This window comes from Actinomadura sp. KC06 (assembly GCF_004348735.1).
Taxonomy (GTDB): domain Bacteria; phylum Actinomycetota; class Actinomycetes; order Streptosporangiales; family Streptosporangiaceae; genus Spirillospora.
In genome coordinates, this window is the sequence record NZ_SMKT01000211.1 from 1 (window position 1) to 12,432 (window position 12,432).

Sequence of the window (12,432 nt, forward strand, 5' to 3'; positions counted from 1 at the left end):
GTACGGGCCCGCCCCGCGCCTGGCCGCCGGGAGCCGCTTCGGCGCCACGCTGGCCGCCGCCGACCGCCGCATCGCCGAGGCCGTGGTGACGTTGCGGGAGCCGTCCGAGACGAACGGCTTCGTCAACGGCCACCCCATGGCGCACCACCGCCACCTGCCGTCCATCGAACCCGGCCAGGCCCCGGCGCTGGACGAGCTGATCGAGTCGGGCGCGTCCGGCTTCGAGGCGGGCCAGGCCTGGAAGGGCGACGCCGACCTGCGCCTGTTCGACTCCCCGACCGAGGAGCTCTCGCTGCTGACGGTCGAGGAGCCCATCGCCGCCTACTTCCGCCAGGTAGGCGTCATCTGGAACGGCGGCCGCCACCTCGCCTGACCCCTCCCCCGCACTCAGGCACCGCTGCCGATGCGGACGTAGGCGGACGGACGGGCACTCCGCAGATACATGGCGAACACCACGCCCAGAATCGCGGCCGCGAAGATGAACCCCGGCAGCACCCACGTCAGCGCCGACCCCTTCTCCGCGCCGAGCAGGGCGTCGAAGTTGAGCAGGCTGGTGATGAAGACGGCGCCCAGGCCCAGGCAGGCGATGACGGGCGCGATCAGGCGGTTCCAGGCGTTCTCGCCCCGCCGGTCGCGGGCGAAGTAGGCCACCACGGCGGCCGACGTCACCGTCAGCAGCAGGATCACGCCGAGCGCGCCCAGGTTCGTGAACCAGTTGAAGAGCGTCAGAACCGGATCCTTGCCGGAGAAGGCGAAAGCGACCACGACGACGACGGCGAGGGCTGTCTGCGTCAGCGAGCCGATGTGCGGCGAGCCGTGGCGGTCGTGCGTCCGGCTCAAGGGCGAGGGCAGGACGCCTTCGCGTCCCAGCGAGAAGAAGTACCGCGCCACCGCGTTGTGGAAGGACAGCAGGGCCGCGAAGAGGCTCGTTACGAGGAAGAGCTGCGCCAGGTCGGCGAACAGCGCGCCGACGTGCTCCTCGGACAGGACGAAGACGAGCGCCGGCCCGTCCTTCTGCGCGCGCCCGATGATCTCGGACGCCCCCGCGCCGACCGTCATCGCCCACGCGGTGAACGCGTAGAACACGCCGATGACGGCGACCGCCACGTAGGTGGCGCGGCCGACCGTCCGGCGCGGGTCGCGGCACTCCTCGCTGTAGAGGGCGGCGGCCTCGAAGCCCATGAAGCTGGCCATCGCGAAGCAGAACGCGGCGCCGACCGCGCCGGAGGTCGCGGCGTCCCAGCTGAGCGAGGTCGCCGAGACGCCGGACGGGCCGTCCGCGAGCTGCGCGAGGTCGAAGACCAGGACGGTCAGGAACTCGACCGCGAGCAGCACGCCGAGGACGCGGGCGTTCAGGTCGACGCGCCAGAACCCGAGCACGGCGACGGCCGCGACGCCGCCTAGCGCGACCGCCCACCAGGGGAGGTCGATGCTCAGCTTGGCCTTGAGGAAGTCGGCCGTGGTGAACCCGAACAGCCCGTACAGCCCGATCTGCATCGTGTTGTAGGAGATGAGGGCGACGAACGCGGTGCCGACCCCGGCGACCCGCCCGAGCCCGTTGGTCACGTACGAGTAGAAGGCTCCGGCGTTGGCGATGGACCGGCTCATCGCCGCGTACCCGCCGGTGAAGACGGTCAGGAGCACCGCCAGCACCACGTACAGCAGCGGGATCCCGACGACGCCGGTGACGGCGAACGAGGTCGGGAGCCCGCCCGCGGCGACGGTCAGCGGGGCCGACGCGGCGACGACGAAGAACACGATCTCGGGGGCGCCGATGCGGCGCCGGCCCGTTCCGGCGGGCGTGGTGGACGCGACGTCTTCGGGGATCGCCATGCGCGGCTCCCTTGCCGGAGCGGGCCCACCGGGTATCGTTTGGGTCCGCACGAATACGGGTCGCGAGGATCGTACGAAGTCGGCCGGGCCCCGGCAAGGGTAGATTCGCATTTCGGCCCGTGACAGGGTCATCAGCGCCGGGCCCCTTGGAGGACGCACGTGACCGGGCACCACACACTGCAAGAGACCGAGCAGGCCATCCAGCGGCGGCTCGGCGACGTCCCGCTGCGGCACGACGCGATGATGGCGGTCTCCAACATCTACCGGGCCGCCGCGGCGATCCGGCAGCACTTCGAGAGCTCGGTGCTGCGCGGCGCCGACCTGACCTGGACCGCGTTCGTCGTCCTGTGGGTGGTGTGGATCTGGGACGAGATGGAGACGCGCCACGTCGCCGAGGAGGCGGGGATCTCCAAGGGGACGCTCACCGGGGTCGTCAAGACGCTGGAGGGGCGCGGCCTGATCGAGCGCGGCTCGCACGCCACGGACGGGCGGCTCGTCCTGCTCCGGCTCACCGTCAAGGGGCAGGACCTGATGCGGGGCCTGTTCCCGGCGTTCAACGCCGAGGAGGCGTTCGTGGTCGAGCGGCTGAGCGGCGACGACAACCGGGGCCTGGCGCAGACGCTCCGGTCGATCATCGAGCATCTGGAGGAGGAGGGCGACGGACGGCGCGCCTCGCTGCGGGCCGAGTCGCCCCCGCCGCCGCGCCGCTCGGGCCGCCGCTCCCGCACCTGACCCTTGCCCGCGTTTCGTTTGGGCCCATACGATACCGGGATGACGCCAACGCCACGCTCGCCCCGCTTCGTGCTCGTGCTCAGCGAGAACTGGACCCTCACCACCGGCCGCGACCTGCCGACCCTCGTCCGGTGGGCGCGCGAGGCCGAGGACGCCGGCTTCGACGCCGTCATGGTCAGCGAGCACATCGTGCTCGGCCCGGACGCGGGCGCGAAGGGCGTGATGGGCAACCCGCGCGACTACGCCTACCCCGGCAACCAGGACCCGTTCACCCCGTGGCCCGGCTCGCTGATGCTGCTCGGCGCGATCGCGTCCGTCACGACGAGGATCAGGCTGGCGGCGGCGGCCGTCCTCGCGCCGCTGCGGCACCCGCTCGCGCTGGCCCGCGACATCGGCACGCTCGACCTGCTGTCGGAGGGGCGCCTCGTCGTCCAGCCGACCGTGAGCTGGAGCCGGGACGAGTACGCGGCGCTGGGCGTCCCGTTCGGGAAGCGCGGCAAGATCCTCGACGAGCAGCTGGAGATCTGGGACCTGCTGTGGCGCGGCTCCCCCGTCTCCTACAGCGGCACGCACTTCTCCTTCGAGGACGTCTACTTCGAGCCCCGCGCGTACCGTCCGGACGGGCCGCGGATGTGGCTCGGCGGGCAACACCTGCACGACCGGCTCCTCGACCGGATCGTGAAGTACGGGCACGGCTTCCACCCGCTGGGACGCCCCACGCCGGAAGAGCTGGACCGCCTCGGCGCCGCGATGGCCGCCGCCGGACGGGACGCCGACGACCTGGAGATGATCGGCGGCTGCCGTCCCGTGTTCCCCGACGACGACTCGGTGTCCCCGCTCGAACCGGCGCTGGAGACCATCCCGTCGCAGCTGGAGCAGGGGTTCACGACGTTCTGCATCAAGCCGTCGCAGTTCACCGACGACCCGGACGGCGTGGGCGCGTTCTGCCGCGAGGTCGTCCGCCGCGCCGGCGCGCTGACGTCCTGACGGGGTGTCCGCGCGGGCTCCCGCTGGCCGCCCGCGCGGACGTCCCCGGCCGTCAGCGACGCGGGGCGCGGATGCCGCGGAACTCCCAGTCGCCGCCGAACGCGGTGGAGATGACCTCCTCAGACTCGGTCGGCTGCGCGCCGCAGTCGTCCCGGATCGGCACGGGTCCCGCGACGATGTGGTTGCGGAGCCGTCCGAGCCCCTCCGCCTCGACCTCGACGACGTCGCCCGGCCGGACGGGACGCGAGTTCGCCGGCGTCCCCGACAGCAGCACGTCGCCGGGGTAGAGCGTGATGGTGCGGGCGATGTCGGCGACGAGATAGTGCATGTCCCACTCCATCTCGTCGGTGCTGCCGTCCTGCACCAGCTCGCCGTTCACGTACGTCCGCAGGTACTTGCCGCGGAAGTCCCAGCCGGTGACGAGGCCGGGGCCGAGCGGGCAGAGGGTGTCGGAGCCCTTCACGCGCAGCATCGACCCGGCGTCGGTGTCGCGGAAATCGTGCAGGCCGTAGTCGTTGGCGACCGTGTAGCCCGCGATGTAGTCCCCGGCCTCCTTCGGCGCGACGTTGCGGGCCGTCCGGCCGATGACGATCGCGATCTCGCCCTCGTAGTTGAGGTACTTGCACCGCTCGGGACGGACGACCGCGCCGCCGTGCGCGTTCAGCGCCGAGATCGGCTTGTGGAAGAACGTCGGCGCGGGCGGCAGCGTCGTCTGGAACTCCTCGACGCGGCTGCGGTGGTTGAGGTGCACCGCGACGACCTTGGACGGCTCGCACGGCGGCAGATGGACGGCGTCGTCCGCGCGCACGCCGCGGCCGTCCGCGCTGACGAGGTCGTCGCCGTCCCTGATGACCTGGGTGGCGGCGCCGTCGAGCAGGATCCGTCGGTATTCGGGCATTACGCGGTCCATCCGGTCTCAGGGCGGTCGAACCAGATGTGCACCTGGCCCGTCCCGACGGAGTTCTCGTACTCGCTGTAGAGGCGCCCGGGGGCCGTGCAGGCGTGCTCCCCGAGGGCGCCGATCATCATGAGGTAGTGGCCGAAGCGGGCTTCGGGCTTGAAGGTCAGGAACTCCGGCATGGTGTCGAGCACCCGGCCGTGGTCGCCCTTCTGGAGCCAGGCGATGCGCTGCTCGTCCGCGGCCCGCGCCTCCGCCGTGAAGATGTGCTCGGGCCCGGACGCCTCGTGGTCGCGGATCACCCGCAGCGGCCAGAACGTGTGCGACAGCGCGCCGGACGCGATCAGCAGCACGCGCCGGTCCGTGGCCGCGACGGCGTCGCCGAGGGCGCGGCCGAGGCGCAGGAAGTCCTCGGTGTCGGCGGTCTGGCACACGCCGATCGACATCCACCGCTTGCCCGGTACGCCGAGGTACGGGTCGTCGCGCACGCCGAGGTGCGTCCACAGGTTGACGGTGGCGTAGTAGATCGGCAGGTACGGGTCGTCGATCGGGGTGATCCACGTGCCGTGCCTGCCGGCGTAGCGCGCGACCGCGTGGGCCAGTTCGGGGTCACCGGGGAAGTCGTACGGCATCCTGCACATGCCGCGCGGCAGCTCCTCGGACGTGTAGAGCCCCGCGCGGCGGTCCTGCGCGGTGGTGACGAACTCGACCGTCGTCGCCCAGTGGGAGTCGAGGACGACGACGGTGTCGTAGTCGTCCCTCTCGAAGACGTCCTGGCGCAGCCTCTGCAGGCCGGGGACGAGCGTGGTGTCCTCACCGCCGTTCAGCTCGCGCCGAGTGACCTCGGGCAGGACGATCGTGGGAACGTGCGCGAGGAGTCCCGCGCCGACTATCTCACCCATGGGGCCGTCACCGTGTTCTTCAGGTCGCAGTAGAAATCGAAACTCCAGTCGCCGCCCTCACGCCCGACCCCGGACTGCCGGGACCCGCCGAAGGGGGCTTGCAGGTCGCGGACGAAGAAGCAGTTGACCCACACCGTCCCCGCCACGAGCTGCTCGGTGACGCGCCGCGCGCGCTCTGGATCACCGGTGGCGAGCGTGGCGGCGAGCCCGAACCGGGTGCCGTTCGCCATCGCGACGGCCTGCTCTTCGGTGTCGAACGTCTGCAGAGTCAGGACGGGCCCGAAGACCTCTTCCGTGAGGATCTCGGCCCCGTCCGGAACGTCGGTGAAGAGGGTCGGCCGGTAGTAGAGACCGCCGAGTTCCTCGTTCGGACCGCCGCCGATGAGCGCGCGCGCCCCCGCCTCCTCGGCCCGCTGGACGAACCCGTCCACGCGCTCCAGATGGCGGCGATGGACCTGCGGCCCGATGTCGGTGGACTCCTCGCGCGGATCGCCCTGCTTGATCCGGGACGCCTTCTCCACGAAACGCGCGGTGAACTCGTCCGCGATGGACGACTCGACCAGCAGCCGGGTCGCGGCGAGGCAGACCTGCCCGGCGTTGTCGTACTGCTCGACGGCCAGATCGACCGCGAGATCGAGGTCGGCGTCGGCGAACACGAGCAGCGGCGACTTGCCGCCCAGCTCCAGCGACAGCGGCGTCAGGTTGGGGGCCGCCGCGGCCGCGATCGTCCGGGCCGTGGGAACCGAGCCGGTGAAGCTGATCCGGTTGACGTCGGGATGCGCGGTCAGCGGCCCGCCGACCTCCGCGCCGTAGCCCTGGACGACGTTGAACACGCCGTCCGGCAGCCCCGCCTGCGCCGTGATGTCGGCCAGCAGCGACGCGGTGAGCGGCGTCCACTCGGCGGGTTTGAGCACGACGGTGTTCCCGGCCGCCAGCGCGGGCGCGATCTTCCACGTGGCGAGCATCAGCGGCGCGTTCCACGGGGTGATGAGCGCGGCGACGCCCGCCGGGTCCCAGCTCACGTGGTTGGTGTGGCCCCGGGTCTCGAAGTCGTCGTGGCCGAGTTTCAGCAGCCAGTCGGCGAAGAACCGGAAGTTGTGCGCGACCCGGGGCATCACCCCGCGCCGGTGGGAGCGGATCAGCGCCCCGTTGTCGGCCGTCTCGACCTGGGCGAGCTCCTCGATCCGCTTCTCCACGCCGTCGGCGATGGCGTGCAGCAGCCGCGCCCGCTCGTCCCGGCTCGTTCCGGCCCAGGCGGGGAAGGCGCGGCGGGCCGCGGCGACGGCCGCGTCCACCTCCGCGGCCCCGCCCCGCGCGATCTCCGCTACCGGCCGCTCGTCGATCGGCGAGACGCTGGCGAAAGTCGCGCGGGAACCGGTGCGCTCCCCGCCGATCCAGTGTCCGGGCTCGACGGCGACGCCCGCGACGCTTGCCATCGCTCCACCTCCATTTTGTTTGGTCCCAAATAATCTAGGAACCGGGATGGCGGCGGTCAAGCCGCCGACGCTACTGTTCGGGTACAAACGACTCTAGAGGAGGGCCCGTGGCCGACGTCCCGTACGAGGAATGGCGCGCCCGTGCCGCCGGGCTCGTCCCGCACACCGGTCACCACATCGACGGAGAGTTCACGGGCACGGCCTCGATCCCCGTCGTCTCGCCCCGCGACGGCAAGACGATCGCCCGCATCGCGTCGGCCGGGCCGTCCGAGGTGGACGCGGCCGTCGCCGCCGCCCGCCGGGCCTTCGACACCGGCCCCTGGCCCCGCCTCGCGCCCGCCGAGCGGAAGGCGGCCCTCCTGCGCTGGGCCGACCTGATCGAACGCGACCGCTCCACCATCGCCCTGCTGATCAGCCTGGAGATGGGCAAGCCGATCAGCGAGTCGTACGGCATCGAGCTGCGCGCCGTGATCAACTGCGTCCGCTGGTACGCCGAGGCCGCCGACAAGCAGCTGGACGAGTCGCCCCGCACCGCGTCGTCGACGCTCGCGCTGGTCACCCGCGAGCCCGTGGGCGTGGTCGCGGCGGTCGTCCCGTGGAACTTCCCGCTCACGATGGCCGCCTGGAAGATCGCCCCGGCCCTCGCCTCCGGCTGCACGGCCGTCTTGAAACCGGCCGAGGAATCGCCGCTGTCCGCCCTGCACCTGGCCGCGCTCGCCGCCGAGGCGGGCCTGCCGCCCGGCGTGTTCAACGTCGTCAACGGCCCCGGCGAGGTGGCCGGCCGGGCGCTGGGCGAGCACCCGTCCGTCGACGTCCTCGCCTTCACCGGCTCCACCGAGGTCGGACGCCATTTCCTGCGCTACGCGGCGGACTCGAACCTCAAACGCGTCTGGCTCGAACTCGGCGGCAAGTCCCCCAACATCATCCTCCCGGACGCCCCCGACCTGGACGCCGCCGCCGACACCGCCGCCTGGGGCATCTTCTTCAACGCCGGCGAAATGTGCACGGCCCCGTCCCGCCTGCTGGTGCACCGCTCGATCGCCTCGCGGGTGGTCGACCGCGTGGTCGCCCGCGCCGAATCCCTCCGCACCGGCGACCCTCTGGACCCGTCCACCGAGATGGGCCCGCTGGTCTCCCTCGCCCACCACGCCCGCGTCATGTCGCACATCCAGGCGGCGAAGTCGGACGGCGCCCGCCTCCGCACCGGCGCGACGGCGGACGGCCGCCACATCGCCCCCACGGTGTTCGACCAGGTCAAGCCGGGGATGCGGATCGCCCGCGAGGAGGTCTTCGGACCCGTCCTCGCCGTCCTGGAGTTCGACGGCGTCGACGAGGCGATCGCGCTGGCCAACGACACCGACTACGGCCTGGCCGCCGCCGTCTGGACGTCCGACCTGTCCACCGCGCACCGGGTCTCGCGCGCCCTCCGCGCCGGGACGGTCTGGGTCAACTGCTACGAGGAAGGCGACATGAGCGTCCCGTTCGGCGGCGTCAAGCAGTCGGGCCACGGACGCGACAAATCGCTCCACGCCCTCGACAAGTACACCGACCTCAAGACCACGTGGATCGAGCTGTGACCCGTCCCCTGATCGCGCTCCCGGCCCGCTTCTCCGCGTCCGCCTCCGCCCTCCGCTACAAGGCGGAGGTCGCCGCCCAGGCCCTGGTGGAGGCGGTGTACCGGGCAGGCGGCGAACCGTTCATCATGCACCCGGCGGCCCCCTACGAACCGTCCCGGCTGGCACGCTGCGACGGCCTCCTCCTACCGGGCGGCGGCGACATCCACCCCCGCCACTACGGCGCGGAGACCGAACACGAAGCCCTCTACGACGTGGACGACGCGCAAGACGCCTTCGACCTGGCCCTAGCCGCCCACGCCCTGGAATCGAACATCCCCACCCTGGCCATCTGCCGCGGCTTCCAAGTAGTGAACACCGCCCTGGGCGGCGCCCTCACCCAGCACATGCCTGAAGACCACCGCCACAAACTCCACCCCGTGACGGTCACTCCCGGCACGCTCCTGGCCAAGACCCTGGACACGGAGCAGATCACCGCGTCCTGCTACCACCACCAGTCGACGGCGGCTCTGGCCCCCACCCTGACCCCGACGGCCCACGCCGCCGACGGCACCCTTGAAGCCGCCGAACTGACCGACCCGGACCACTGGTTCCTGGCCGTCCAGTGGCATCCCGAGGACACGGCCGCTACCGACCCGGCTCAGCAGGCCCTTTTCAACGCCCTGGTTCGGGCGTCCGCGTAGCGACCCGGTCCAGGAACGCGTCCACGAGAGCATGGGTCCGCCGGGCCGCCTCGGCCTCCGTGCGCTTGACCTCCGCCATCACCGCATCGGGATCGAGGCCCTTGGCCCGCATGTGACCCTCCGCGCCGTTCGCCAGCCAGAGCCCGAACTGCGCGGCCGTGATCTCCGGATGGAACTGCACGCCCATCGACCGTCCCACCACGAACGCCTGCGAGCACACCGCACTCCGCGCGATCTCCACGGCGCCGGGCGGCAGGACCCACCGGTCGAAGTGGAACTGGAACCAGGGCCCTGGCCCGACGATCGACGGATCGGCCGTCTCGATCCCGACCCACCCGATCTCGGCACGCGGGGCCCGCTCCACCGCGCCCCCGAGCGCCGCCGCCAGCGCCTGCCCGCCGAAGCAGACCCCGAGAACCGGCACCCCCGCGTCCTGCGCCGCCGCGAGCATCCGCAGCTCGGGCTCGACCCAGGAGGCGACGCCGGGACCGTCCACGGACCAGGGCGCTCCCATGGGAACGACGAGATCCCACTCGCTCGGATCAGGGAACTCGACCCGCACGTCCGGCGTCAGATGCCGCTCCTCGGGCACCACCACCATCTCGGTGATGTCGAACCCCCGCGCCTTCAGCCGCTCACCCACCGGCCCGGGCGGCGACACATGGTCATGCTGCACGACGAGCGCTCGCACGGCACCCCCTCCCCAACGACGTCCTCCAGATCGTAAGGTCCCAAACGACCAACCACCAACCCCGCACCCGACACGTGCCCCGGCGCGGCAGCCCGAATCCGTGACCGGGACGGACGGGTGTCGTTCGCGGGTGGCTGAACGTGGTCAGTCTTCCAGGTGGCCGTCATGCGGCGGGTGGCCGTTTCATGACATCCTGTTACGGCCATAAAGGGCTAGCCATCTCGGAACAAAGAAAGCGAACGACATGGCGGACAGCACCGTGACGGGCGACGCGCCCCCGATCGTCCGAGCACTGCGGAGCCGGAAGGGCATGCGGGGATGTCCCGGCCTCAAGATCGTGACCTGGGCCCTCGCCGCGCTCGTCGCCGTCGCGGCCGCCGGGGTGGTCGCCTCGTTCCTGCCGCGGGGCGGGCACCGTCGCGGCACCCGCCGGGTCCCCCGTCAGCGGCTTTGGCATCGGGCCTGGAGCGAAACCCCCGCGCACGGCCGGGAAGGCGACGAGGCCGAAGCGCGTAAGTTCTGACGTCGCGGTCAGGGTTTGCGGAGCAACGGTCAGGGTTTGCGGAGCAAGAGGTGCCCGGCGGGGAAGCGTTCGTGCTCGGACGCCTCGCGGTGGAGGCGGGCCACCTCGATCAGCCCGGCGGTGCGGAGCAGAGCGGAGAGAGCGTCCAGCGGCCAACGGTAGGCGAGGGTGACCCTGTGATCGAAGGGCTGTGGCGTGTCGCCATCGCAAGCCTGGAAGGCGATCAGCAGGTGGCCGCCCGGGGCGAGGACGCGGTGGAATTCGGAGAACACCCGCGGCAGTTCGGCGGGTGGCGTGTGGATGGTCGAGAACCAGGCGACGATGCCGCCCAGGCTTTCGTCGGCCAGGTCGAGGGCCGTGATGGTGCCTTCGGCGAAACTGAGGTCCGGGTGTTCCCTGCGGGCCTGGGCGATCATCTCGGGTGACAGGTCGACGCCGAAGACGGGAAGTCCCAGCGAGGCCAAATGGCCGGTCAGGCGGCCGGGGCCGCAGCCCAGGTCGGCGATCGGGCCGGAATCCCGGGTCATCTCGGCGAACGCGGCGAGCAGCGCGCGGTCGAGGGGCATGTCGTCCAGGACGTCGCGGAACATGTCGGCGTAGAGGACGGCGACGGAGTCGTACGCGGAACGGGTGGCGGCCTCGGTCATGGGGCTGGACGGTACCGGGCCTGGCGGGCGGCCGGGGTGCCGGGGGCGAGGCCGGACAGCTCCCGCTCGACGGCGGCCGAGGCGCGGCGGCAGAACGGCTCCGGCTCGTCGGCCGCGTCGGGATGCTCGTCCACGAGGATGTCGGCCAGCCCGTCGCGGAGGAGGTCGGCCGACCGGACGCCCTGCGCCGCCGCCAGCTCGTCCGCCCGCGACGGGGTCCGGTGGACGATCAGCGAGGCGCCCTCCGGCGGGAGCGGCGAGAGCCAGGCGTGCCGGGCCACCAGCACGCGGTCGGCAGGCAGGAGAGCGAGCGCCGCGCCGCCCGTGCCCTCACCGAGGAGGAGGCAGAGCGTCGGCGCGGACAGGGTGATCATGTCGGCGAGGCAGCGGGCGATCTCGCCCGCGAGGCCGCCCTCCTCCGCCTCGGCGGACAGCGCGGCGCCGGGCGTGTCGACGACCGTGACCAGCGGCACCCCCAGCTCGGCGGCCAGCCGCATGCCGCGGCGCGCGACGCGGAGGCCGGCCGGGCCGAGCGGGTCGCCGGTGCGCTGGCTCTGCCTGTCCTGGCCGATCAGGACGCAGGGGGACGCGCCGAAGCGGGCGAGCGCGAGGAGCAGGCCCCGGCCCGCCTCGCCCTCCCCGGTGCCGGAGAGCGGGGTGACGCCGGACGCGCCGTGCCGGAGCAGATCCCGGACGCCCGGACGGCCCGGCCGCCGTGACCGCTCGATCGACTCCCATGCCGCCGTGTCCGGCGGGCCATCGGACGGGAGCCGCGGCCGGCGGGACGTGGACGGTCTCTCGCAGAGGACGTCCAGCGCGCGGGAAGCGATCTCGGCGAGATCGTCGATGGGGACCACGGCGTCCAGAAGTCCCTTGTCCGCGAGGTTCTCCGCGACCTGGACGCCGGGCGGGAACGGTTCGCCGTGCAGGCCCTCGTACACGCGCGGGCCCAGGAACCCGATGAGCGCGCCGGGCTCCGCAGCCGTCACATGGCCGAGCGAACCCCAGGACGCGAACACGCCGCCGGTGGTCGGATGCCGCAGGTAGACGAGGTAGGGCAGCCCGGCGGCGCGGTGCGCCATGACGGCGGCGGCGATGCGGGCCATCTGGACGAACGCGGCCGTCCCCTCCTGCATGCGGGTGCCGCCGGACGCGGGCGCGGCGAGCAGCGGCAGCCGTTCGGCGGTGGCGCGCTCCACGGCCGCGACGATCCGGTCGGCGGTGGCGAGGCCGATCGATCCAGCGAGGAAGCGGAACTCCGACACGACGAACGCGACGCGGCGGCCGCGCAGGCGGCCTTCGCCGGTGATGACGGCCTCGTCGCAGCCGCTGCGCTCGCGGGCGGAGGCCAGGGCCTTGCCGTAGGGAGTGGACGGGGCGGGGTGCGTGGCGGGCGGAACGTCCCAGGACGTCCAGCCGCCGGCGTCCAGGACGCGGCGCAGCAGCTCGCGCGCCCCGACTCGTTCCGTCACGGACCCCATCATGACCGCACGGGCAGGCCGACCGGGGTGGCGGGGGGTGGAGAC

At 72.4% G+C, this 12,432-nt stretch carries 13 protein-coding genes; 6 read left to right on the plus strand and 7 right to left on the minus strand.

Going from position 1 to position 12,432, the window contains the following annotated elements:
- The coding region (locus E1287_RS38320; protein ID WP_165969403.1) for an acetoacetate decarboxylase family protein at positions 1-373 on the plus strand (373 nt) is incomplete at its 5' end.
- Positions 374-387: 14 nt separating this feature from the next.
- Here E1287_RS38320 and E1287_RS38325 read toward each other — a convergent pair.
- The gene (locus E1287_RS38325) at positions 388-1,833 is read right to left on the minus strand and encodes an APC family permease (protein ID WP_131970211.1); all 1,446 of its coding nucleotides are present in this window, start codon (positions 1,831-1,833) and stop codon (positions 388-390) included.
- A gap of 159 nt (positions 1,834-1,992) precedes the next feature.
- On the opposite strand from E1287_RS38325, the gene E1287_RS38330 reads away from it, so the two are divergent.
- Both E1287_RS38330 and E1287_RS38335 read left to right on the plus strand, forming a co-directional pair.
- Positions 1,993-2,565, plus strand: a complete 573-nt coding sequence (locus tag E1287_RS38330) for a MarR family winged helix-turn-helix transcriptional regulator (protein WP_131970213.1) — start codon at positions 1,993-1,995, stop codon at positions 2,563-2,565.
- 39 nt (positions 2,566-2,604) lie between these two features.
- The gene (locus tag E1287_RS38335) at positions 2,605-3,552 is read left to right on the plus strand and encodes a TIGR03619 family F420-dependent LLM class oxidoreductase (protein WP_131970215.1); all 948 of its coding nucleotides are present in this window, start codon (positions 2,605-2,607) and stop codon (positions 3,550-3,552) included.
- A 52-nt stretch (positions 3,553-3,604) separates the two neighbouring features.
- Here the strand turns inward: E1287_RS38335 and E1287_RS38340 are convergent, their stop codons facing one another.
- The 3 genes from E1287_RS38340 to E1287_RS38350 are packed head-to-tail and all read right to left on the minus strand — an operon-like array spanning position 3,605 to position 6,788.
- Positions 3,605-4,450, minus strand: a complete 846-nt coding sequence (locus E1287_RS38340; protein ID WP_131970217.1) for a fumarylacetoacetate hydrolase family protein — start codon at positions 4,448-4,450, stop codon at positions 3,605-3,607.
- Complete coding sequence (locus tag E1287_RS38345; RefSeq protein ID WP_131970219.1) at positions 4,450-5,352, minus strand: catechol 1,2-dioxygenase; 903 nt, start codon at positions 5,350-5,352, stop codon at positions 4,450-4,452. The genes E1287_RS38340 and E1287_RS38345 overlap by 1 nt, the downstream gene beginning before the upstream one ends.
- Positions 5,340-6,788 carry an aldehyde dehydrogenase gene (locus E1287_RS38350; protein WP_131970221.1) on the minus strand — a complete coding sequence of 483 codons (1,449 nt, stop codon included), beginning with the start codon at positions 6,786-6,788 and terminating at the stop codon, positions 5,340-5,342. The genes E1287_RS38345 and E1287_RS38350 overlap by 13 nt, the downstream gene beginning before the upstream one ends.
- A gap of 107 nt (positions 6,789-6,895) precedes the next feature.
- Here E1287_RS38350 and E1287_RS38355 point away from each other — a divergent pair, with 107 nt between their 5' ends.
- Both E1287_RS38355 and E1287_RS38360 read left to right on the plus strand, forming a co-directional pair.
- The gene (locus E1287_RS38355; RefSeq protein WP_131970223.1) at positions 6,896-8,365 is read left to right on the plus strand and encodes an aldehyde dehydrogenase family protein; all 1,470 of its coding nucleotides are present in this window, start codon (positions 6,896-6,898) and stop codon (positions 8,363-8,365) included.
- On the plus strand, positions 8,362-9,045 hold the full coding sequence (locus tag E1287_RS38360; RefSeq protein WP_131970225.1) for a gamma-glutamyl-gamma-aminobutyrate hydrolase family protein: 684 nt from the start codon (positions 8,362-8,364) through the stop codon (positions 9,043-9,045). The genes E1287_RS38355 and E1287_RS38360 overlap by 4 nt, the downstream gene beginning before the upstream one ends.
- On the opposite strand, the gene E1287_RS38365 is transcribed toward E1287_RS38360, so the two are convergent.
- Positions 9,017-9,736, minus strand: a complete 720-nt coding sequence (locus E1287_RS38365; protein WP_131970227.1) for a gamma-glutamyl-gamma-aminobutyrate hydrolase family protein — start codon at positions 9,734-9,736, stop codon at positions 9,017-9,019. The two genes, E1287_RS38360 and E1287_RS38365, sit on opposite strands and share 29 nt — an antisense overlap.
- Positions 9,737-9,980: 244 nt before the next feature.
- On the opposite strand from E1287_RS38365, the gene E1287_RS38370 reads away from it, so the two are divergent.
- Positions 9,981-10,259, plus strand: coding sequence for a hypothetical protein (locus E1287_RS38370; protein WP_131970229.1), 279 nt, complete (start codon positions 9,981-9,983; stop codon positions 10,257-10,259).
- Positions 10,260-10,288: 29 nt separating this feature from the next.
- Here the strand turns inward: E1287_RS38370 and E1287_RS38375 are convergent, their stop codons facing one another.
- A complete protein-coding gene (locus E1287_RS38375; protein WP_131970231.1) occupies positions 10,289-10,906 on the minus strand; it encodes a class I SAM-dependent methyltransferase in 618 nt (205 codons plus the stop codon).
- A complete protein-coding gene (locus tag E1287_RS38380) occupies positions 10,903-12,387 on the minus strand; it encodes a carboxyl transferase domain-containing protein (RefSeq protein ID WP_131970233.1) in 1,485 nt (494 codons plus the stop codon). Before E1287_RS38380 ends, E1287_RS38375 begins: the two co-directional genes overlap by 4 nt.
- Positions 12,388-12,432: the final 45 nt, after the last annotated feature.